Source organism: Bacillus manliponensis, from assembly GCF_000712595.1.
In the GTDB taxonomy this organism is placed as follows: domain Bacteria; phylum Bacillota; class Bacilli; order Bacillales; family Bacillaceae_G; genus Bacillus_A; species Bacillus_A manliponensis.
Genome location: NZ_JOTN01000012.1, coordinates 1 through 21,869, shown reverse-complemented (window position 1 = coordinate 21,869; position 21,869 = coordinate 1). Strand labels below are relative to the sequence as shown.

Annotated in this window: 23 protein-coding genes and 1 riboswitch; of the genes, 4 read left to right on the top strand and 19 right to left on the bottom strand. The window is 33.0% G+C overall.

The genetic code is table 11. The features are described from left to right. The first annotated feature begins 344 nt into the window (after positions 1–344). Together BAMA_RS14305 and BAMA_RS14300 are read left to right on the top strand one after the other, a co-directional pair. A complete protein-coding gene (locus BAMA_RS14305) occupies positions 345–1,049 on the top strand; it encodes a hypothetical protein (RefSeq protein ID WP_034640164.1) in 705 nt (234 codons plus the stop codon). A gap of 41 nt (positions 1,050–1,090) precedes the next feature. Further along, complete coding sequence (locus BAMA_RS14300; protein WP_034640161.1) at positions 1,091–1,564, top strand: GNAT family N-acetyltransferase; 474 nt, start codon at positions 1,091–1,093, stop codon at positions 1,562–1,564. A 105-nt stretch (positions 1,565–1,669) separates the two neighbouring features. On the opposite strand, the gene BAMA_RS24080 is transcribed toward BAMA_RS14300, so the two are convergent. From BAMA_RS24080 to BAMA_RS14270, 8 genes are all read right to left on the bottom strand, one after another. Continuing rightward, complete coding sequence (locus BAMA_RS24080) at positions 1,670–1,825, bottom strand: DUF1540 domain-containing protein (RefSeq protein WP_084158004.1); 156 nt, start codon at positions 1,823–1,825, stop codon at positions 1,670–1,672. Positions 1,826–2,000: 175 nt separating this feature from the next. Next, a complete protein-coding gene (locus BAMA_RS14295; RefSeq protein WP_034640159.1) occupies positions 2,001–3,236 on the bottom strand; it encodes a cytochrome P450 family protein in 1,236 nt (411 codons plus the stop codon). Between the two features lie 149 nt (positions 3,237–3,385). Beyond that, positions 3,386–3,778: a VOC family protein gene (locus BAMA_RS14290; protein ID WP_034640465.1), complete on the bottom strand. Its 393-nt coding sequence runs from the start codon at positions 3,776–3,778 to the stop codon at positions 3,386–3,388. 82 nt (positions 3,779–3,860) lie between these two features. Next, the gene (locus BAMA_RS14285) at positions 3,861–4,262 is read right to left on the bottom strand and encodes a GNAT family N-acetyltransferase (RefSeq protein WP_034640157.1); all 402 of its coding nucleotides are present in this window, start codon (positions 4,260–4,262) and stop codon (positions 3,861–3,863) included. Between the two features lie 11 nt (positions 4,263–4,273). Continuing rightward, positions 4,274–5,281 (bottom strand): DUF1835 domain-containing protein, encoded by a 1,008-nt coding sequence (locus tag BAMA_RS14280; protein WP_034640154.1) that lies wholly within the window; start codon positions 5,279–5,281, stop codon positions 4,274–4,276. A 126-nt stretch (positions 5,282–5,407) separates the two neighbouring features. Continuing rightward, positions 5,408–6,385 carry an S-layer homology domain-containing protein gene (locus BAMA_RS23540; protein WP_051758960.1) on the bottom strand — a complete coding sequence of 326 codons (978 nt, stop codon included), beginning with the start codon at positions 6,383–6,385 and terminating at the stop codon, positions 5,408–5,410. A 90-nt stretch (positions 6,386–6,475) separates the two neighbouring features. Beyond that, on the bottom strand, positions 6,476–6,673 hold the full coding sequence (locus BAMA_RS24075) for a WCX domain-containing protein (RefSeq protein WP_084158003.1): 198 nt from the start codon (positions 6,671–6,673) through the stop codon (positions 6,476–6,478). 54 nt (positions 6,674–6,727) lie between these two features. Further along, complete coding sequence (locus tag BAMA_RS14270) at positions 6,728–7,906, bottom strand: MFS transporter (RefSeq protein WP_034640152.1); 1,179 nt, start codon at positions 7,904–7,906, stop codon at positions 6,728–6,730. Positions 7,907–8,000: 94 nt separating this feature from the next. Between BAMA_RS14270 and BAMA_RS14265 the strand changes: the two genes are divergently transcribed. After that, complete coding sequence (locus BAMA_RS14265) at positions 8,001–8,333, top strand: ArsR/SmtB family transcription factor (RefSeq protein ID WP_034640149.1); 333 nt, start codon at positions 8,001–8,003, stop codon at positions 8,331–8,333. 294 nt (positions 8,334–8,627) lie between these two features. Here BAMA_RS14265 and tenA read toward each other — a convergent pair whose 3' ends face one another. The 4 genes from tenA to BAMA_RS14245 form a co-directional block, all read right to left on the bottom strand. Beyond that, positions 8,628–9,308 (bottom strand): thiaminase II, encoded by a 681-nt coding sequence (gene tenA, locus BAMA_RS14260; RefSeq protein WP_034640148.1) that lies wholly within the window; start codon positions 9,306–9,308, stop codon positions 8,628–8,630. Between the two features lie 133 nt (positions 9,309–9,441). Further along, positions 9,442–9,549, bottom strand: a riboswitch (TPP riboswitch). 86 nt (positions 9,550–9,635) lie between these two features. Next, the gene (locus BAMA_RS14255) at positions 9,636–10,388 is read right to left on the bottom strand and encodes a DUF3959 family protein (protein WP_034640459.1); all 753 of its coding nucleotides are present in this window, start codon (positions 10,386–10,388) and stop codon (positions 9,636–9,638) included. 290 nt (positions 10,389–10,678) lie between these two features. Next, a complete protein-coding gene (locus tag BAMA_RS14250; protein ID WP_157406007.1) occupies positions 10,679–11,581 on the bottom strand; it encodes a DMT family transporter in 903 nt (300 codons plus the stop codon). A gap of 517 nt (positions 11,582–12,098) precedes the next feature. Next, a complete protein-coding gene (locus BAMA_RS14245) occupies positions 12,099–12,707 on the bottom strand; it encodes a TetR/AcrR family transcriptional regulator (protein ID WP_034640143.1) in 609 nt (202 codons plus the stop codon). A gap of 188 nt (positions 12,708–12,895) precedes the next feature. Between BAMA_RS14245 and BAMA_RS14240 the strand changes: the two genes are divergently transcribed. Next, on the top strand, positions 12,896–14,074 hold the full coding sequence (locus BAMA_RS14240) for a YhgE/Pip domain-containing protein (protein ID WP_034640456.1): 1,179 nt from the start codon (positions 12,896–12,898) through the stop codon (positions 14,072–14,074). Positions 14,075–14,473: 399 nt separating this feature from the next. Here BAMA_RS14240 and BAMA_RS14235 read toward each other — a convergent pair whose 3' ends face one another. From BAMA_RS14235 to BAMA_RS14205, 7 genes are read right to left on the bottom strand one after another with little or no spacing between them, the layout of a single operon-like run. Continuing rightward, positions 14,474–15,667: a cysteine desulfurase family protein gene (locus tag BAMA_RS14235; protein ID WP_235184457.1), complete on the bottom strand. Its 1,194-nt coding sequence runs from the start codon at positions 15,665–15,667 to the stop codon at positions 14,474–14,476. Further along, entirely contained in the window at positions 15,664–16,071 is a 408-nt protein-coding gene (locus BAMA_RS14230; RefSeq protein ID WP_034640140.1) for an iron-sulfur cluster assembly scaffold protein, read from the bottom strand. Before BAMA_RS14230 ends, BAMA_RS14235 begins: the two co-directional genes overlap by 4 nt. After that, entirely contained in the window at positions 16,072–17,244 is a 1,173-nt protein-coding gene (locus BAMA_RS14225) for a LuxE/PaaK family acyltransferase (protein ID WP_034640137.1), read from the bottom strand. Further along, a complete protein-coding gene (locus tag BAMA_RS14220; protein ID WP_034640134.1) occupies positions 17,241–17,501 on the bottom strand; it encodes a phosphopantetheine-binding protein in 261 nt (86 codons plus the stop codon). The genes BAMA_RS14225 and BAMA_RS14220 overlap by 4 nt, the downstream gene beginning before the upstream one ends. A gap of 15 nt (positions 17,502–17,516) precedes the next feature. After that, positions 17,517–18,563: a flavin-containing monooxygenase gene (locus BAMA_RS14215; RefSeq protein WP_034640131.1), complete on the bottom strand. Its 1,047-nt coding sequence runs from the start codon at positions 18,561–18,563 to the stop codon at positions 17,517–17,519. Positions 18,564–18,590: 27 nt separating this feature from the next. After that, a complete protein-coding gene (locus tag BAMA_RS14210; RefSeq protein ID WP_034640129.1) occupies positions 18,591–20,351 on the bottom strand; it encodes a fatty acyl-AMP ligase in 1,761 nt (586 codons plus the stop codon). 23 nt (positions 20,352–20,374) lie between these two features. Continuing rightward, positions 20,375–20,707, bottom strand: coding sequence for a carboxymuconolactone decarboxylase family protein (locus BAMA_RS14205; protein WP_034640126.1), 333 nt, complete (start codon positions 20,705–20,707; stop codon positions 20,375–20,377). Positions 20,708–21,869 lie beyond the last annotated feature (1,162 nt).

Sequence of the window (21,869 nt, the reverse complement as noted above, 5' to 3'; positions counted from 1 at the left end):
AGTATATAATAAGAAAACAAATCATTGTTTTAGGAAAACTAAAACAAAGGAGCGATACATATGAAGATTACTATTTATTTTGGAAGTCATGAAGATCAAGATGTACGTACAATGGATTGTCATTTAGATGTAGAAGATGTAGAGGAAATGAGTACTGTTTCTTAATATATAATACGGGTTGGAACCTCCTCCCTATGCTATGAAAACACCTTGTTATAAGGTGTTTTTTTGTTGTTTTTAACCTTGAAAACCCTTTACTTCTAAGGGTTTTCGTAGTAAAATATAAATATACGAACAAACGTTCTTTTATATTTAGAATTGATTCACGAGAGGATGATTTTACAATGATTCAAAAGAAACGCAGAGGAAGAAAAAAACAGATACCGACTATTTCAAATACAGGTTTTATCGGCTCTGTGTTTATGGATACATTGGACCTACAAAAAAAATCATATTACTTTGCTCGTAAAAAACTACAAATTACACATCATGTGCTCGATGGCCTTGTAAGAGCAACAAGCTCCTTATTTGCAGATCATGGGGTTCCTGCTCATTTATCATGTGTATATTTACATAAACAACAAAAAATTGGTTTCGTTCTTTCCACAAAACCATTTGAAGATACTGAAGGAATTGCTTATTTTAAAAATTATTTAATTGAAAAAAACTTCTATAATGGTGATATTGAAAACGAACAGTTAGAAGACATCTTTAATACGGGATTCATTGGTGTTGTTTTTGCTGATTTATCAAGTATCGATCGTTTTACATTTGATATTGAAATGAATGTATTAGAGAAATTAATGAAAGATATGATTATTCCGATAAAAGAACTCTTTTTACGTCATAATATTCCTGCTTACATATCAGCAGTACAATTAGAAGAACAAAACAAACTAGGGTTTGTTTTATCAATTAAGCCATATGACGAGCGTGCAGAGGCAGATTTATACTTTGAAATGTACTTAAAAGAACGCGGTTTATATATTGGGGATGACGAGGATGATATTGATAAAATTGTTATTCGAAAGAAAGTTGAAATGCTTTAAATATCATGGAGCGCTTTACGAAAGGAGCCTTTAATCCATTTATGAAAATCACAAAATTTCATCCATTTGATACGAAGGAAATTGTTACATTATTTTATGAAACAGTTCACCATGTAAATGAAAAAGACTATACAAGCGAAGAACTTCACGCATGGGCACCTTGGGAAGAACAAGCTGAAAAAATTCAATCTTGGCAAGACTCCCTCTCTCAAAACATCACATATGTTGCTAAAATTAACAACAATATCGTTGGATTTGCTGATTTAACGCATGCTGGTTATCTTGATCGGTTATATGTTCATAAAGACTACCAAGGACATGGAATTGCTTCTGCCCTAGTACAAACTCTTGAAATGGAAGCGAAGCAAAAAAGAATTACAGAAATTCATACCGAAGCAAGTATTACAGCTAAACCATTTTTTGAGCGAAAAGGATTTACAGTAATTCAAAAACAGAAAGTTATCCGAAAAGGTATTAAGTTAACGAATTATATTATGACTAAAAAACTCTCATAAATGTATACTTTCATAAAAAATAACCAAAATATGAATGAAAATGATTTTTATTATCAATAATAGAAATAAGAACGGGCAACCACCGATATGGTTACCCGCCAAAGATTACACTTCTGGAACGAATGTTTTGCAATCTGTTTCTTTGCTGTCATTTGCTTGTTTCCCTGCATGACTGACAACATAAATAGATTCTGCATTACATTTGTTTCCATTTCCCCAAAACTTACAGTTGTTTACTTCACAAAGTACATCTTGAGCCATAAAACTGCACCTCCTTTTTATTTAGCATGGGCACTTTTCTATCGTTTAATACCTTTCTTTCCGTTGCAAATTTTTATTATGTATAAGCTTATTTTTGATGCGTACAATACAAAAAAGACAGCCTTCTAACAGACTGTCTTTATCTCAAGGCATTTACAACCAACAATACCTACTCTTAAAAAGTTACTGGTAATTCTTCAAGCGAACGCATTAAATAATTCCCTTTCCATTTAATATCTTTACGTTCCCCACATATTCGTATATGTGGCATACGTCTTAATAACGTTGTGATTGCAATTTTCGCTTCTAATCGTGCCAATGGGGCTCCTAGACAAAAGTGAATTCCATGTCCAAACGAAATATGTCGATTATCTTTTCTCGTAATATTAAAAACATCTGGATTTTCGAAAATAGACTCATCTCGGTTTGCTGATGCTAATGAAATTGTTACCATATCACCTTTTCCAATCTGTTGTCCGTGCATCATAAACGATTCTGCTGCCCATCTTGCTGTTGTCACTTCAACTGGAGAATAGTAACGCAAACCTTCTTCAATAGCTGAATCGATAAGGTTTTCATTTCCTTTCAATAATTTTAGTTGATCTTCATTTTCAAATAGCGCTAACATCGTATTTGTAATATAGTTCACTGTTGTTTCATGTCCTGCAACAATAAGCAACATAATCATCGAGTATAATTCTTGTGCATCTAATTTCTTACCTTCACTTTCTGCCGCAATTAAACCACTTATCAAATCCTCTTGCGGGTTATTTCGTTTTTTCACAACTAGCTGCTGAAGATACACAATAAACTCTGATAACTTCTTACCAACTGCTTCTGTCTCCTCCGGTGTTTCTGGTGTATCAATAACAGCTTCTGACCATATTCTAAATTTTTCTTGATCTTCTATTGGTATACCAAGCATTTCACTTATAACGTTAATCGGCAACGGAAATGCGTAGTCTTCAACAAGATTCATCTCTTGTTTGTACTCTACTTTATCTAGCAAAGCATCTGCAATATGTTGAATTCTTCCTTCTAACTGCGAAATCATACGAGGCGTAAATGCTTTTTGAATAAGTGATCGTAATCGATTGTGATCCGGCGGGTCAGCATTTAACATATGTCTTGTTAAATTATCACTTTCATCTACATTAAGAATTGGTTTAAATTCAGTTTCTGAAGTAAATACATTGTCTGGATTTTTCTTGAGGCGGGGGTCTTTTAACATAGCCACTGCATCTTCATATCTCGTAAGAAGCCACTCTGTTCCATACTCACCTTTATAAACAGGTAAAATAGGCTGCTTCGTACGTGATTCTTTATAAATTTCATATGCTTCTTCCTTAAAACGAGCCGAGGCTAACTGAATATCACCAAACTGTATTGGAAGCTTGCTTTTGAAAGACATGCAATCCCTCTCTTTCATATCGTTATGGAAAAAATTCTCCACAGCTATACTATAACTGATTGGTGAAAAAAAGAATTGAGAAAGTCATTAAAAATCTTACCTTTCTCATAAAAAAAGACTTACGATTACTCATAAGTCTTTTTAATACATTAATGTGGAAGATTTAATTGCCACGAAACACCAAACTTATCAACAATCCAACCGAACTTTTTACTAAACCCATAATCGCCTAGTGACATTAATGCCTCACCATCTTTTAACTTGTCATATAAGTGATCAATTTCCTCTTCACTATCACATGTAAGAAATAATGAAAAAGAAGGTGTGAATGTAAATTCATGCTTTATACTACTATCAATGCACATGAATTCTTGGCCTTTTAATGAAAAGGTAGCTTGCATAACACTTCCTTCTGCTCCTGGTTGATCTGCTCCATAACGAGAGATATGGATGATGCTAGAATCCTCAATTAAGCTTGTGTAATAATTCATTGCTTCTTCAGCATTGCCCTCGAACAACAAAAACGGTGTAATTTTTTGCATTTTCATTATTCACTCCTTCTATAAACTAAAAAGAACGTACGTTCCTATTTTTATTATACGCTATTATTGTAGTTTCTTTCAATCATCTAGTTATATCTTTCGTCATCCCAACCGTAAACTTTCGAAATCCAGCTGATTCATAATAAAATTCTAATTCGCTAGCACACATAAGTTGCGGAATAACACGATGCTTCTCGCAATGCTCCGTAATGCGGCGCAGCAATTCTTTACCGATTCCTTTTGACTGATAGCACGGTGATACACAAAGACCGCAAATAATACCTGTAATTACGCCATCAGAAACGACTCGCCCCATACCAATAAGTTCTCCGTCATGAAAAGCATACAAAGCATACCAGCTTTGATTACACATCTTTTCTAGATCACGTGTAGTTAAACGGAGTGAGTTCCATCCTAATGATTCGTACAAAGCGTGTACCTGTTCAAACATTTTTGGTGATTCTGTCGTATAAACGATAGACATAGAAACAACTCCTATCTTTCGTTAAGTTTCACACTATAATAGCGCATTGCTTTCAGTGAACCTTCTGACTTAAATATACCTTTCTCAATTAACGTCCTTAAACGATATTCAAGGAAATCATCACCTATGTATTGTTCTAGATGACCAAGTACTTCGCCGATAATTCTTGCTGATTTGCAAAAATTATCTTTTGCATCAACTTGCTCGGCACATTCAATAATAAAAGCATCAAAATAATTCTCATTCACAGCAACAACTTGATTTTCTTCCCAGATTTTTAAAATCTCGGTATGCTGCGAAAGCTCTTGCCATTCTTTTTCTAATTCAATTCTTACCGTCTCTTCTAACAATGAAGATGACTTATATGTTTCGTACATAACTGCAAGTTTCTCTGGTGGCAATTCTCCTGTTGCAAGAATATTATATTCTTTTGAAAACAGCTTATTATTTGCTTTTGAAGTATTAATTACTTGCACATTTTTTCGTCCCTTTAGCTGCGCTAACACAAAGCAAAGCCCAATATGCTCATGAGCATTGTCCGCTTTCCAAATCGTAATTGGCATTTCTTCTGGAATAGATTGCAGTTCTCTCATTGAACGCTGAAATGCTGGTAAATACTCTTCTTCAAAATACAGATCTTCAGCATTTAAATGTCTCGCAAGCCATTGTTGACGCAGGTTTTGTCCATCTTCTGTCTCTAATTTTTGTATCGGCCCGATGGAGAAGGCGTCTGAAAAGGAAATGACATAATGATCATTATAATTTGCTTCTTTCAACATACAGCGAACAGAACCTGCTGGTGAGTCGCCAAATGCGATATGTACATGTGTGCTTTCCGCCATACGTAGTCTCGGTTTTTGTGATTCAATCAATTGCTTTGGGATATGCGTTAAAACGTTCATCACATCTTCATTTAAATCTGAATCCATTTCATTCAGTTGAATTAACAACAAACGAAGAAGTGATCTTGCTTCATCTTCTGGCATATCATTGATAATCCGGATAAGTTCTTTTGTCATTTTGCTCCTCAATTCTTTGTAGTTTATTAGTTTTATTGTAACATAGTGGATCATACTTCAATACTAAAGCATGGTATTCTTCAATCCAGATAACGCAAAAAAGCAAGCATAATCTGCTTGCTTCCTTTATTTTTTGAAGATAATAATCACACTTCCGCCCGCTTCAGTCACTTTTACATATTCATCTTCATATATAACACCGTACATAATCTCAGCATCTAAAATTGCATTTTTTGTTTCTTCAACATGAAATTGTAACCCATGACTTTGTAATTGATTGAAGATATAATTGAAGTGTTCAGAAAAACTAGAATCATCTTCGTAATACGTGTTAGTTCGTATTGAGACTTCTTTCTCATCTGTTCGAGAAACAGAAACATTATAGGAATCTTTCCAATTAAAAACGACGACTCCTTCTGTAACTCGTGCATGATACCCATCATTTTGTAATGTTTTCGCCAAACTCTCTAATTGCGGATGTACAAATGTAATATCTTCTAATGAATTCCCCAAAATTGAGCTATGGAAAAACTTCGCAAATTGTTCTCGTGTTACATATTGATCCCCGCCATATTGATTATTGCCAATTCCGCTTATGATACCGTTAGAATGTAATCTGTTAACTGACCATCTTGCCCAGTGATCCTCTAGTATATCATCAAACTTATGAATCTCTTTTAGCGAGAATGAAAATAATTTATCCAAAATAACTGCTATTTCATAACGACTCACTGGATCATTTGGCCTAAAATTAGCTGTTCCATCACCTCTCATGATATAGGATTGTGTAACCGCTAAAATATCTTTCTCAAACATATGCCCTTGAATATCAGTAAACTCAGTCGTCTCTTCCAAATTCGCCTCTAAATTTAAATAACGCGAAAGAATTGCGGTTACTTGACCACGCGTCACATAATCGCCAAATCCATATTTTCCGTTCCCATAACCACTTACAAATCCCTTATTTGTCAAATACTCAATAGAAGCTTCTGACCAATGCCCTTTCGGTACATCAGTAAAGGAACCACCTGCTGCTTGTACAGTTCCTGTATGTAATAATGCTACGACTATTCCTGTTGTTGTTATAATTTTCTTGAAATTCACCTGTGATTCCCCCAAAATACCTATTTTCCAAATTACAACAATTATTTTATCATAATATAAAGTTGTAAACCTTATATTTCCATATATTTTTTAAAAATCAAGATACATTTTCATCATTTCATGTATCTCTTCCTCAATTTCTTCCTTTAATGAAGGTGGCCCAAGCACCTTCACACGAGACCCCATCCCAAGAATCCATTTTTTAATAGATTCGCTCCCATTCATTGCAGCTTGAAATAATATACTTCCATCAGGCTGTTCTGTAATGACCTGCTTTTCGCCCCATATTGACTCTTTTACATTATTACCGTTTACACTTTTACTTTATCATAACATAGGAATTCAACTATGCTTCACCGAAGAATAATAAGCAGAATTATGCTCTTTCTTCTTTAAGTACATCATTAATGCCGCTCCTATCGTACCCGTGAACGAAATAAGCAACCATGGTAGTCCTTCCCACTGATTTAAATTGAAAAGTATTGGACCAAAGAAACTCCCAATTGACGCCCCAATTCCAAATGAAATTTTCGATAATCCAAAGTAAGTTCCAGATGCTTTCCCCTCACTATAAAGTGACACTTTTATATCTGAAGCTGGGAGAACCAATGTTTCTCCAAGTGTAAATACGATAACACATAATAGGATCCACCACTTATCCAGAAAGATCCAGCTACTAAAAAGACCTATTGTCATAATCATCATGCCTCTAATAATTAAAGTCATTGGATTATGTACTTCAAATAAGCGTCTTAATACAAACATAACGAGTAATCCACATATTGAGTTTGTGGTAATCAAAAAAGAAACGTCTGCTTGTGATTGTGTAATTTTGTACATCATTAATGGAAACATAACAGTGAGCTGGCTATACATAATCCAAAATAAAACCATCGTGAGGTTAAAATGTAGGAATGGTTTATCTTTTAATGTATTTATCATATTTGTTTTCATAGAATCTTCTGCAGTAACTTTTATTGTTAAATCCGCGCGATATGTAAAGATTAACACCCCAATCACGGTATACAAAGCACTACCAAGTAAAAAAGGTAACGATGCCTCAAATGTAATTAATACACCGCCCGCTAAAGGCCCTACAATCGCACCAGCATTTAATGCTTGATTAAAATATGTAAAAATTCTTTTTTTCACTTTTTCATCTTGCCTACTAAAGAAGGCACTCACTGCTGGTTCATATAGCGCCGTTCCAAGTCCAGTGAGTGCTGCAGATGCTATTGCCCACTCAAAAGAAAGAGAGTATGCAAAACTAATAAATCCAAGGGCACGTATCATCATCCCGCACATCATACAACGAGCATATCCAATTTTATCCGCAAAGCTGCCACCGAAAAATGGAAGTACTCTGGCGGTTATCATTAAAACAGTTAATACACTGCCTACTTGCAGAGCTGAAAACTGCAGTGTGCTTGATAAATAAATTGCTAAAAACGTATATACTGCAAACGTACCAAAATTCATCATAAATGTAGCAAACAATAGTATCCGAACTGAACGATTCATTCCCCTTAGTCCTCCTTAACATTTCAAAATATCTTGAAATGATTATATTTCAAATTTTCTTGAAATGTCAATCTCTTTATTTTAAAATGAAAACATGAAAACGAAAAATGAATTAGAAATCCTCAGTGTTATTAAAGCGTTAAATGACCCGATACGTATTCAAATTTTATATGTATTGAAAAATGGACGAGATCATGAAAGTTTAATCCCACAATCCCCTGATTTACATGCAGCAATTTGTCCAAAAGATATTTTGCGTCTAATTTTAAAAGAAGGAATTCATGTTTCTTATTCGAAACTATCCTATCACTTAAAAGAGATGAAAGCAGCTGGCATTATTTCAGAAAAACGAGAAGGAAAAAATATTTATTATCAGTTAAATAGAGAACCTCTTTTAAAAATGGCAAGTTGGTTGTCTATGATGTAACAAAAAATAGCACGGAACATATCTCTATTTTTAGATACGTTCTGTGCTATAAATGAAAAGACATAGCGCCAACGAAGATTATCATAACTACATTATGTTAACAGATTGTTACTTTTAATTTACGATAATTCATACGTTAACATAGTTTAAACTCCACCTATACAGATGATTTATTATATAAAAATCATATATTAAAAATACTGTTTATACCTATTTATTTTCATGATAAATAGTATTCATCTTATATAAAAACCGCGAATTTAAGTAATAAATTCGCGGTTTTTCTTTCTAATATCATACGTTTGCTTTTTCAGTCACTGGCCATTCTTCCAATTTATATGCCATATCCCAAAATGCATATTCATATTGACTACTGATGATGAAATGTTGCTTCATTCTTTTACGATCTGCTTCTGTTACTGTTTCTGTAATTTCATCTAATCTTGCAATTTGTTCTTCTACTAATGTACGGAACCAGTCAGATCCGTATGCACCAATCCATTCTTGATATATTGGTTCTTCTGGTTTACAATTTTTTAGACGTTCACCAATTTCATAATATAACCAATAGCAAGGTAAGATTGCAGCAATCACATCTCCTAAATGACCTTCATATGCTGCGCGGTACATATGTGATGTGTACGCATATGCTGTTGGCGCTGGAACAAATGCCGCAATCTCTTCTTTTGTAACCCCTAATTTTCCCATGAACTTTTCATGTAACGATAATTCTGCTTGATATGTATTTTGAGCATGATGTGCCATGCGAGCTGTTACGCCAAGATCCGCTGCTTTTGCTGCGCCTAGTGCTTGTACTCTTGCAAAATGACTTAAATAATAGGAGTCTTGCAACACATAATAACGAAAACTTTCTATATCTAAACTTCCATCCCCTAGTTTTGTTACAAATGGATGTTGAAAACTTGCCTCCCAAATTGCATCTGCTTCTTTACGTATGAACTGTGAAAATGACATTCTAATTCCTCCCCATGTGAATTTCTATAAGACTCCATGTATATAATAAAGAAAGTTTTTTATCCTATAAAAATAAAAAAACTTTCTTTACATGCGTAAAGAAAGTGATTAGAAGTCATTAAATTGATATGACAGTCATAAAATTCCACTTTCCTACGCTGGTACGAACCAGATCAGGTACAAAGGGTCTCAAAGTTACACTTTAATCTCAGCCTTTCTAAAGGCTCCCCTAGTAGATAAATAGTTGGTTGGTAATTTTTCCATTACTTTATTATCATAACATAATCTTTGAAACTTTCAAACTACCTATACTAAAATTTAAATTTTTTATCTCTTATAACGATTTCTTCTTCGTTCTATTCTCGTTTTACCTTGTCCAGATGTTGCTTCTTGTTTTTCATTTTCATATGTCGATGCAATTTCTTTGTGACTTTGTTCATAAGGACGAGTTTCTTTCACTTCAGAAGAATTTCCCCTACGCTTTAACATTTTTAATTTGAGTTTTGGTAAACGTGGTAAACGAATCTTAAACGTAGGACGCATTCGTTTCTTTTTTTGCTCGAATCCACTCGGGCTCTTTTGCTTCCCATTACCATTTTCACGATTTCGTGTACTACCAAGCAAGCCTCCTAGTAAAAAGCCTCCTACTAAGATCAGAAGATATAACTTTTCTGTTGAAAATAAATTCATCATTCGCTGTAAAACTGTCAATGATTGAATTTCTTTTATATCCCATAGTAACATTCCCCATAAGCTAAGCAGTCCAACCGTAATCGCATACGTGCGAAAACGAAATACAAGTGGAATGATTGCCACACATGCCGCAATCTTCGCATGTGCTAGTAAAGAGCTAGTTGTTGCATATTGATCCCGAATCATAAGTAAAAATGTGATAAATATCGTATACGTAATCCAGCTAAATATGCGTGAATTTGTTTTCTTTGTGTAATAACTTCCTAAACTTGTACAAAACAACAAGCCACCTATAAACAATGATAATTGTAACGAAATTTGTCCTAAAATACCTACAATTGGGAACAGGAAGCTAAGTATCATTAACAATACATCCAATTTCCTCATTAGTCGCCATTCCTTTCGGCTATCTTCAATATTTTTAACATAAAGTGAAACTTCACTCAGTGGGAAGTTCTCCATCCCCCCCACTGAATGTTAGTTGAACCAATCGGGCATTTACAGGCCGTTAAGCTCCCATCTAAACTTCTTCGTTTTTCTCAAGTTTTTGAGTGGGAGTTTTATAGCCCGCAAATAGCGGGATAAAAACATATTACTCCGAGTAACAGGAAAATGTAAACAAAAAAATACAGCCATAACTGACAATTAATAGCTGTATTTATCATAATGTAACTGATTTACAACGATTTCGATGATACACCTTTTTCTATCTTTCTTGTTCCAACAAAAATCGCTGCTAATACAAATAAGATACCGAAAAATTGATTCCATCCAAACGGTTCATCTAGTATAAAAATCCCTGTCACCGCTGCTGTAACAGGAATAAACCCTGTGAAAATACCTGCAATGCTAGCCTTTACTTTTGCAATCCCTTGATACCAAAGTACAAACGAAAGAACACTTGCTGTAATTGCATAATACATAATAAGAATCCATATAAACATAGTAATATTGGCAAGTTGAAAGGAGAGCCCTTCATAAATCGCAAATGGTAAAAATAGTAGAAAGCCAATGAGATTAATAGCCGCGGCTATATGGATTGGAGATAGTACACCAGCGAGCTTCTTAGCGTAAATTGTAAATAATGCTTCCGATACAACAGCGCCAAAAATGAGGATATTTCCAAACAATAATGACTGGTTTTGTGAATGTATGGTAGAAGTTTGAAGTGTAATAATGAGTATACCAAGAACTGCTAAGCAGACAGAAACAACTTGCGAGGTAGATAATCTTTCTTTAAGAAAGAAAAAGGATAATAACGCAATTGCAGCTGGAACTGTACTCGTTATAATACCAGCTGCTGTTGCTGATGTATAACGAACACCGTATAACATACATATACTAAACAAAAACACACCAAAAAAAGATTGTAAAAATAATAGTTTAAACTGTTGTTTTTCTATTTTTATAGTTGATCTTTCATGAAAAAATGCCATCGGAATAAGAAACAATAACGCGATTAAAAACCGAATCTCTGAAAAAAGAAAAATAGGTACTTTCTCAACGATAACTTTCCCAACAGCAACATTCATTCCGACTAAAATCATCGCCAATGCAAGTTGAAAATAAGCAAGTTTCAATCCATTTCTCCTTCCTCTATTCATGTTGATTTATCAAAAGAACTGACTTTCTCAAAGCAATCTATTTACTATCATAGCTCGGGTTTTATCTATCAAGTCCACGTTCTTTTTTAAAGAATTTAATTAGTAATGAAACTTGTGAAATAGGTAAAATTAAAGTTACATACATAATCTATCCAAATTCATATATTAACTTTATGATAACATTAGGTGAAATTATAACAAGGCTAACGAGTATCATCCACGATTCTCTTTCAATAGCGATGATCACAGTTAATTGAGATCTATTACAGTCGATACTTTGATTCTTAAATTAGGATACACTTCAGTCAATTTTTTAAATATTCTTCTTTCATCATCTAGAATAAGATTAAACAAACCTTTGGTACATTTATTACGAACTCCGTTTAGATTTGATTGGTGAATATATAGTGTTTCCTTTATATTCTCTAGCTTAAAGAATTTTCAAGTTAGAACTTGCTTTTACCGTACGCTAAGAAGTTAACATAAACGGTATTCAATCAATCATTTGAAATCCTGCTGTTTTTAAAGGACCTGAAGAATATAGTTTTACAGTTTGCCTAGCTAATTGACTAGGAGAATACTGTAAATTTCCCTTTAACCACCAACATACAGTTCCAATTAAAGCAGAAGAAATGAAAGTAGTTAATAATTCAGGTTGAATTGACAGAATTTCCTCATCAAGTCCATGTGTTAAAAACTCTTCATTAAATTTTTCTTTAATAACATCTTGCATCTTGGTATGAAATCCATTAACACCGTTTTCAATTAACATCACTTTAAAAAACTTTTTATTGACAGCAATTTTATTAAAAATTGTTTCTATTAATATTTGAAAATTCGATATTTTAATCATTTTATTTTGAACATAGCTACATGGCTTAATTGCGTCTGCTAATTCATTAAATATTTCATTAAGAAGTGTATCTAATAAATCCTGTTTATCTTTATAATGCAAATAAAAAGTAGCACGATTTATCAATGCACTATCGGCAATATTTTGAATAGTTATAGATTCGTATCCTTTAGTTTGAATTAAATCTAGAAATGCTTCTTTAATTAGTTTACGGGTTCGAACAATTCGCAAATCAGTTTTTGTTGTCATAAAATTCCACCAATCTTAAAAATTTGTGACTTTCTAGACATTTCATGTTTATTTGTCGTATATCTAATAAACCCAAAGATATTGATTATTGATTATCGAAAATTTAGAACTATAATTAAATTATAAAATATTTAGTTACTTATACAACAAATTGTTTATTATTATTTAAGGAGCTGATCATTTTGTGTATGATGAAGAAATTCTTTTCTCAAAAATTGTTTTGGGGTGGATTGTTAGCAATTATTCTAGTTGTTAGTATATTTATTATTGGTGTTATGGGCTCAATAGTTAACCCTAAACCAAAAGATATACCAGTTGCCTTAGTAGTAGAAGATAAAGGTTTTAAAATGCCTAATAACACATTAAATTTTGGGGAAACAATTAAAAAGACTTTAACAACTAATAAAGATATACCTTTTAAATGGAGTGTCTTAAAAGACAAAGACGAGGCAATTAACGAAATGAATGATAGATCCTACTACGCAGCAATTATCATTCCAGAAAATACTTCCCAAAATATTGCTACTATGCTCCAATCAAGCTCTGGGCAGCCTAAAGTAGAAATAATAATAAATGAAGGAATGAACTATACTGTTGCAAATACAATAGGACAAATTGCTAACCAAATAAGTTTGGAAATGAATACTCAAGTTCAAAATTTAATTTTTAGTCAATTAGAAGCTCAATCTGTATCACTTCCGCCTGATAAATTGAAACAGGCAATAAACCCCTTAAAAATTGAAAAACAGATAATTAATGATGTAGATAGCCATACTGCTAATGGAAATACTCCAGTTTTATTTACACAAATTCTTTGGCTCTCTGTTTTTATTTGTTCCCTAATACTTTTCATTACTTTAAAGAAAACGACAAATTCACAAATAAGTTTAGCTTCTATTGCAAGTCAGTTAATTGGCGGTGTTGTATTTCTTTTAGTTATTGTTACATCTATTATGCTATTTGCAAATTATGTCTTAGATGTAAATATCCCTAATAAAGAAAACACCTTCCTATTCCTACTTTTCAGTGGCTTTATATTCTTTTTGTTACAAAATGCTTTATTCAATTGGATTGGAATAATTGCAGCGCCTTTTATTTTATTAATGTTTTTATTCTCTATCCCAGTATTGAACTTACCAGTCGAGTTTTTACCAGATATAACTAAAGATTGGTTATATTCTTGGATTCCATTGAAATTTAGTGTTGAAGGTCTCAGAGGAATATTCTTCTTTGATAATAATGGTGTTAGTTATCAATTGAATATAATGACTTATATTGGAATAGGTTCTTTAATTCTACTGATGCTTTCTATTTTCAAAAAACAAAGTAAAAAAGAGCAACAAATTGAACTCAATAATTCTAACTAATTATTTTCAATTAATAAATCTGTGACTATACTCAAGAAAAAATCTTCTAATAAATTCAAATAAAAAACATGTACCCTATCGTACACATGATAGATGGTATCATGCATAAAGAGTTCTCTGGCATACTGACAGACCCTCCATCAAGTCACATGTTTGGTTAAATAAACGGATGAACTAAAATTCCTTATCTTTGACGAGATCATTTGTAAGAAAACGAAGCCTTCGTCACAGACGGAACGCACTATGGAAAGGGTGGCGTTTCACTTCTCTCACGTCGTAAGAAAAATTAAACCACTTGTCCCCTAAAAATATAGAGAACAAGTGGTTTAGGTGCTTTAATATGCGTCCTACTTTTAGAGTTCACTTCAAAAAATACACGAGAGTTTTTCTTTTTGAATATTATCCTATTTGAACACTTTCCTCTATTTTAGGAGAATATTTACTTGAGATTGTTCTTAACTGAGATACTACTTTTGAAATTAACCTTACACTTTCAATAATTTCTAATTGAGTTGTAAATTTCCCAAAACTAATTCTTACCGAACTTCTAATTTCATCATCAGACTTTCCCATTGCTTTTAAAACATAAGATAACTTTGCAGAAGACGAACTACATGCAGATGCAATTGACACACATACCCCGAATTGATTTAATGCAGCTGCTAACGCCTCTCCTCTAATCCCTAAAAACTGTATATTTAATGTAGACGGTACAGAAGAATTCAAACTTCCATTTAAGGACCAGTCATTTAGATTTTTTAATTCTTCTAAAAACATTCCTCTTAACTCTTGCATTTGTTGAAAATTGAGTCTTACATTCTGTTTTGCAATTTTTGCTGCAACTCCAAACCCAATGATTCCTGGCACATTTTCAGTCCCTGAACGGATACCCATTTCTTGTGATCCACCAAATATAAGTGATGATATATTAATTCCTTCTCTTAAATACAAGCACCCAACACCTTTAGGTCCATATATTTTATGCGCTGAAATTGAAAGACTATCAATACTCATTTCTTTCACATCAATATTTAATTTTCCCATTCCTTGTACAGCATCGCAATGAAAATGGATCCCCTTTTCGTTGCATATCTTACTAATTTTCTCAATAGGTTGAACTGAACCTACTTCATTATTAACCATCATTATTGTTACTAGACAAGTTTGAGGATTAATAGCACTTAATAATTCTTTTGTATCAACAACACCATTAGAGTCTACAGGAAGCTCTGTAATTCTAAAACCATAGTACTCCTTAAGATGCCTGCAAGCTTCTAAAATTGCTGGATGTTCAATAGAGCTAGTAATGATATGTTTTTTATTTAAGTTCTTAAGCGCAATCCCCATCAATATGGTGGAGTTCGATTCGGAAGCACCACTCGTAAAAACAATCTCGTTTTCATTAGCATTTATGAGGTCGGCCACATTTCTTCTTGATTCATCTATGGCAACTTTAGCTTCTTTGCCAAGAAAATATTTACTAGAAGGATTACCAAAAGAATTTTTCAAATAAGGAATCATAGCCTGATATACATCTTGATCTAGTGGAGTAGTAGCATTGTAATCAAGATAAATAGTCTCCTTATTTATCACTGGGATGCACCTTCGCCTTCTACTAAGAAATCTTTTTTCTTAAGGCTTTTCTGAGTTGGACTTGAACATTGCTTTAATATACTTAGACCAATGTCAATACAATGATATTGAGCCGGTTCAAGTTCATCCAACCATTCTGTAACCTCATCGCGAGTAATTAATTTAAGATCATCAAATGTTTTTCCTTTAATAACTTCAGAAACGATACTTGCTGTTGCAATAGAAGTTGAACATCCATATGCTCGATAAGAAACATCAGTAATTTTTCGTTCCTGAACTTTTAAAAACATATGAACCGTGTCGCCACATATAGGATTCCCAATTTCAACTACATAATCGGGATTTTCCAATTCACCAATATTTCTTGGATTCATAAAATGCTCGCAGATAGTATCATTAAACATTTACTCGCCTCCCGGCACCGTCATCATTTGATTTTCTTTTTCTTCAATAAACTTTTCTAAGTTAATTGCACAACAACCTACTTCTACACCTGGCATACGCGAAATATAAACTAATTTTTGCCCATTTCGTCCACATTCACATGTTGTATCTTTTCGTAAATATCCAACATCTTCTGTCAGTACAAAACCAGGATAGGAAGTACAAGTTGGATCATAGATAGCAATGACCCCACGCTCGCCATACTCTACTTCTTCTAAAACATTACGAGGATTTCTTAGTGATAAGTGAACCCATGGTGGAACATGCTTTTCTTGATACTCACATTCTACTGCTAACATATTTGCTTCTACCAGTCCATACATATCGCGAACATTATTCATTTCTATCCCTAGATATTCATTACAAAGACGGTTAAATTCTTCTCTTGGAATCTCTTCACCAGTGAATCTTTTCCAACCACCTAGTGTGATAATATGGCTTTTCTTTTCCAAGTTTAACTTAATATTATTTTCCATACAGTATTTGATTAGCTTATAGATAAGAAAAGGAGGTCCAACTAAATGACGAGTATGTTTTCCTTCCCATGAATTAAGTAGTTCTACTGCTTTTTCTGGATTAAATGTAACTCGTTTTACAACATTGTGAGAGCCATCCAGTAAGCCTGCTAATATATTTAACGCTTTAACCATACCCATTTCCGGCATCTCTTCAGTAGGAGGAAAAAGAAACAATCCCATTCCACGAGAAATTTGAAGGAATTCTCTGTAAGTTGATACAACACTTTCAAAAGCATTATTAACAGTAATTTTATCACGTCTAGAGACACTAGGAATCCCACTTGTACCCGTACTACGCATTTCATATTCAACTTCATTCAATTTTGATGTCATTAAAAGATGTGAATCACACTGTTTAAAAGTCTGTACTGGTATTAGCGGTATGTTAACTAAATCTTCAAAACCTTTTATATTTTCTGGAGTCACCTGTTTTTTATTACATACATCTCTATAAAACTCATTATTCTCATAATGGTGCTTAAAAGCCTCAGCAATCACGCTTCCTTTATACTCATTTACTTGGTCAAAAGGTAGTTTATATAAATCGTGTGAGCTGCCTACTAAAGTATTAAGTGGATTTAGTCCTAAATCTCGTAACTGTTTAGCTATATTCATTGACTTACCTCCTGGGAATTTTGAATTTTACCAATTAAAGTAATCACATCATCAATTGTTTTGCACCAGCTATAATCATCTTGAGGTATAGAAATTTTAAATTTCTCTTCTAAATCCAAAACCAGTTCTACACGGTCTGTAGAATCAAGAGCAAGATCTCCTGACATATCACTATTAAAATTAATTTTTTCAGCTTTTAATGAAGTAAAAGAAGTTATAGAACTCTGGATAACTTTCAACATTTCTTGTTTCTCCATGTTTATCCTCCAATATTAATCGGTTTGCAATTTCCCTACCAAGAATTCAGCATCTTCTCCAACGCCTAATAATAAAGCAGAGCCTCTTCGATATTGCCAAGATAATCCTATAAAAAACAATCCTGGCTCTTTTGTTACTCCTCTTTCATGAATTGGAAGACCTTTCTTATCAAAAATATTTGATATATCTAACCAATTATAATCAGGTTTAAATCCTGTAGCCCAAATAATATTTTCTGGTTGTACTTGATTGCCATTTTCAAATTTAACTTTTTGATCAATGAAACCAGTAGTTCTAGGAAGCATCTTAACTTTCCCTTCCTTGACTAAAGGTATTATTTCTTTCCCAATGATGGGATCATTCTTTTTAAGGGCTTGTCCTAGCTTTGAATCTACAGTTAGTCTAGATAGTCCAAGTACACCGAACCACCAAAAAATACTTTTGTTAAGAACCTGATATGGTAAAAATTTAGGTTTTTTTCCTAATGATATATATACTTCTCTTGTAGAAGATAACTCAGTGGCAATTTGCATTCCTGAGTTACCTCCACCAACAACTAAAGTTGTTCCTTCTTTTAGCTGAGAAGGATTTTTATAGTATGCAGAGTGTATTTGAAAAATATCATTTGGTATTTCATCACTAAAATCCGGTATATACGGCTGTTGAAATGGACCTGTAGCAATAATTAAGTTCTTAGTTGAAAATTCTTCACCAGAGTTTGTGATAATATGAAAATTACCTTTTTCTTTAAAGACTTTTGTAATTTTTGTATTTAATTTTACGGGTAGATGGAATTTTTCCGAGTACTCTTCCAAGTAATCCGCAAGTTCATCTTTTGTTGGATAACCATTCTGATTGCCGGGTAATGACATACCTGGTAATGCACTATGTGATCGAGGCGTGAACAATATTAAAGAATCATAACGGAGTCGCCAAGAATCTCCTAATCTAGCATGACTTTCAATTAGTAGAAATGAACTTGTAATATCTCGGAGATAATACCCCATAGCCAAACCTGCTTGCCCTGCTCCAACTATTATTGTGTTATATCGGTTTATCACAGAAACATATCCTTTCAAAAATCTTTTCTATTCTTTTTTATCGATATGCCAAATGACTAATTCGTTATTTAAATATTCCTGTTTACAGGCATTTCTTTGAATTTTCCCACTAGAAGTTTTAGGAATGGTACCTGTTTTTATTAAACAAATACAATATGGTTGAGCCCCATGTTCTTCCATCACTTTTTGACGAATATGAGTTAAGACATTTTTAGCATCTAACTTATCATTTGGATAACCGGACTCTCTAGGTCTAAAAGCTCTTTCAATTTCAGCAACTATTACTAGTCTTTCTTCATTCTCTTCAGTTATAGAAAAGGCAGCGCTGCAACCATCTTTGATTCCTATATGAGCTTTTTCGGTAGTTAATTCAATATCTTGTGGGTAATAATTTTTTCCTCTTAAAATAATTAAATCTTTCAATCGTCCTGTAATATATAACTGTCCATCATTAATGAATCCTAAATCGCCAGTTTTTAAATATTTTGCGGAATTCTCACCAGATATTCGTCCTCTAAAGTTTGCATTATCTCCTGTACCAAAATAGCCATTTGCCACATTTACACCATTGACCCATATTTCCCCTATTTCATTTTTTGAACAGGTATTATATGTATCTGGGTTAACAATCTTGATTTTCTGTTCTAAATGAGTCGTTCCACAACTAACTAGTGCAATTGATTCATTGCATTCTCTAGTCTCTTGTACTTTATTATCTCTTAAAGCTTTTGAGTCAAAATATTTAATAATAGATTTTTTATTAGTTACTCCGCCTGAGATAAACAGAGTGGCCTCCGCCATTCCATAGCATGGATAAAAGCTTTCTTCTTTAAATCCACAATTTTCAAATTCTGCAGAAAACTTTTTTAAAGTCTCATATCTTACAGGTTCGGCACCATTATATGCTACTTTCCAAGAACTCAAATCAATTAAAGTTTTCTGTTCCTCGGTTACCTTTTTTACACATAAATCATAAGCAAAATTTGGTGCTCCACTTACAGTTGCTTTATACTTTGATATTGCTTGTAACCATCTAAATGGTTTTTTTAAGAAATCAATTGGTGACATAAGAATACTCGTTCCACCTAAAAACAGTGGTTGAAGGACGTTTCCAATTAAACCCATATCATGGTATAAAGGAAGCCAACCAAATACTATTGTGTTTTCATCATTATTAAATGCTTTTTGAATCATTTTTTCGTTGTAAAGAATGTTCTGATGTGAGACCATTACACCTTTTGGTGCTGATGTAGACCCGGATGTATATTGTAGAAAAGCAATGGATTCCCCATTAATGTCTGGCTGTGTCCATTGATCTGCTTGTGGAAGGAGTGACTCGTCAATGCAAATCCATTTTATATCCATTGCGGATATTTCTTCAGAAAAATGTTTTGCTATTTTTGAGTGTAACTGTGAAGTAGTAAAAATAATGTTTGTTGAAGCATCTATCAAAATACTTCTAATTCTATCCATGTTCCTACTAAGCGTAGGAGGATATACTGGCACTGCAATAACACCTGCGTAAAGACATCCCAGAAATGCTTTAATATATTCCAAACCTGGAGGATACATAATTAAAGCTTGTTTCCCAGATAATCCTTCATTCTGCAAATAAGCTGCAATTCTTTTTGAATCCATAACTAATTGCTCAAACGAAATGGAAATTTCATCTTCATCTCCAATTAAATAATTAAAAGCTACTTTATCTGGATTCTTTGCTGCATTACTATTCAATAAATCTATTAAAGAGTAGTATTTAAGAGTTTTATCTAAACTGGTTTGAAGCATTTCTTCATTCCCCTCAAATATTATTAATTTCTTTCAAATGCATTCATAGCATTTACACTATGGCTAATTGCAGCACCGGCTTTAAGAGCAGCTGCAACAGCAATTGCTTCTATAACTTCCTCTATTGTTCCACCTAACTTTTTATATTTAGCAACGTGAGCTTCAATACAATAAGGACAACCTGTAGTATGAGCAACAGCTATAGCAATTAACTCTTTTGTTTTAGTTGGAATTTGACCATTATTAAACACTTCGTGTTCAAACTGCATAAACTTTTGTGCTACTTGTGGAGACTTTTCTTTTAATTCTCCTAACTTATTCAAGTAAGATAATTTATACAAAGTATCATCTGCCATTTTAAAAATTCCCCTCTCAAATTAATAATTTAGGCCCAAAGTTAAGTTTATGAACAACAAAAGGAAATATACTACTTTTCAGATCCACCTCCAATTTAGAATTAATTTGCTATTTTATCTAAAATGGTAAATTTAAGTTAATCAAACTATTATTTACCAGCAAAAACTTTTACAAAATGGATTCTACTTGAGTTATTTTTTGTTGTCAATAGAGCTGTTAGATTGCCTTCAATCGCCTAAATATCCTCTTTACAATTATTTTCTCAAGTTATTTATATACCAAAATAACTAAACAATAAATTCTTCTTTACTTTATGTAGTTAAAAAGAAGAAAAGTTATATCCAATTTATATTTCAAAAATATTATCTACCTTATAACTTGAGAAATAACCAGGAATTTTTTATAAAAAAGTTTGAATTTTTTATAAATTCAATAAAATATATCGATTTCTTTCTAGAAAAGTCATAGCAAGGCTTCTTTTTTTATTTATAGAAGATGGATTCCATTAACTTATTAGGATAGCACCCACTAAACCTTTAAGTTTTTCAACTCTACATTTACACTTGTATCTGCTATCTTTTGAATTATTCGATGAATCACATGGATTTTATGTCATTTAGTTAGCGGAACTTCTATAAGTCCGTTATTTCTTCTTATCTACTTCCTATTTTCTTACTTCTAATTCACGTTTTCTAGCTTCAACATCTTTACGTAAAAATCAACTTTAAGCAGTTCTCAATTTTTTCCCTTCTCTTATTTTATTATCGGCATTTGCGTTTTTAATTTTGCTTGATTCTTTCACTATATCGTCTAACGGATGCGAAGCTTTTTTGCAAGCCTATAGACTGACTGACAAGGAAAACGAAACAGTCCATACGAAACATAAAAGCCGTATGACTTGGGATGAAGCATTTCTCGCCTTGTCCTTGATTGCCAGACGCTCCACCTAAATATTGAACGCGAATGTTCGGGATTCCTTGTTGGTAGCGTTGGATAGGGCCCCTATATGTATAAATAATGGTCGCTAATATTGGATACATGATTTGGTTTCATTGCTATACGGACTCCAAATTTCTCCATTCATAGTATATGATATATATTAAAGTAAGTCTTATTACATATTGAATATGAGTAAGGGAGGAATACTTATGGGTCAACATC

What these genes read in the sequence shown, in the direction of transcription:
- BAMA_RS14230 (WP_034640140.1), bottom strand. Translation starts at nt 16,071, where the DNA reads ATGTTTAATGATACTATCTGCGAGCATTTTATGAATCCAAGAAATATT.
- BAMA_RS14240 (WP_034640456.1), top strand. Translation starts at nt 12,896, where the DNA reads ATGATGAAGAAATTCTTTTCTCAAAAATTGTTTTGGGGTGGATTGTTA.
- BAMA_RS14255 (WP_034640459.1), bottom strand. Translation starts at nt 10,388, where the DNA reads ATGAGGAAATTGGATGTATTGTTAATGATACTTAGCTTCCTGTTCCCA.
- BAMA_RS14295 (WP_034640159.1), bottom strand. Translation starts at nt 3,236, where the DNA reads ATGTCTTTCAAAAGCAAGCTTCCAATACAGTTTGGTGATATTCAGTTA.
- BAMA_RS24080 (WP_084158004.1), bottom strand. Translation starts at nt 1,825, where the DNA reads ATGGCTCAAGATGTACTTTGTGAAGTAAACAACTGTAAGTTTTGGGGA.
- BAMA_RS14300 (WP_034640161.1), top strand. Translation starts at nt 1,091, where the DNA reads ATGAAAATCACAAAATTTCATCCATTTGATACGAAGGAAATTGTTACA.
- BAMA_RS14305 (WP_034640164.1), top strand. Translation starts at nt 345, where the DNA reads ATGATTCAAAAGAAACGCAGAGGAAGAAAAAAACAGATACCGACTATT.
- BAMA_RS14270 (WP_034640152.1), bottom strand. Translation starts at nt 7,906, where the DNA reads ATGAATCGTTCAGTTCGGATACTATTGTTTGCTACATTTATGATGAAT.
- BAMA_RS14220 (WP_034640134.1), bottom strand. Translation starts at nt 17,501, where the DNA reads ATGGAGAAACAAGAAATGTTGAAAGTTATCCAGAGTTCTATAACTTCT.
- BAMA_RS14210 (WP_034640129.1), bottom strand. Translation starts at nt 20,351, where the DNA reads ATGCTTCAAACCAGTTTAGATAAAACTCTTAAATACTACTCTTTAATA.
- BAMA_RS14225 (WP_034640137.1), bottom strand. Translation starts at nt 17,244, where the DNA reads ATGAATATAGCTAAACAGTTACGAGATTTAGGACTAAATCCACTTAAT.
- BAMA_RS14290 (WP_034640465.1), bottom strand. Translation starts at nt 3,778, where the DNA reads ATGCAAAAAATTACACCGTTTTTGTTGTTCGAGGGCAATGCTGAAGAA.
- BAMA_RS14245 (WP_034640143.1), bottom strand. Translation starts at nt 12,707, where the DNA reads ATGACAACAAAAACTGATTTGCGAATTGTTCGAACCCGTAAACTAATT.
- BAMA_RS14205 (WP_034640126.1), bottom strand. Translation starts at nt 20,707, where the DNA reads ATGGCAGATGATACTTTGTATAAATTATCTTACTTGAATAAGTTAGGA.
- BAMA_RS14265 (WP_034640149.1), top strand. Translation starts at nt 8,001, where the DNA reads ATGAAAACGAAAAATGAATTAGAAATCCTCAGTGTTATTAAAGCGTTA.
- tenA (WP_034640148.1), bottom strand. Translation starts at nt 9,308, where the DNA reads ATGTCATTTTCACAGTTCATACGTAAAGAAGCAGATGCAATTTGGGAG.
- BAMA_RS14285 (WP_034640157.1), bottom strand. Translation starts at nt 4,262, where the DNA reads ATGTCTATCGTTTATACGACAGAATCACCAAAAATGTTTGAACAGGTA.
- BAMA_RS14280 (WP_034640154.1), bottom strand. Translation starts at nt 5,281, where the DNA reads ATGACAAAAGAACTTATCCGGATTATCAATGATATGCCAGAAGATGAA.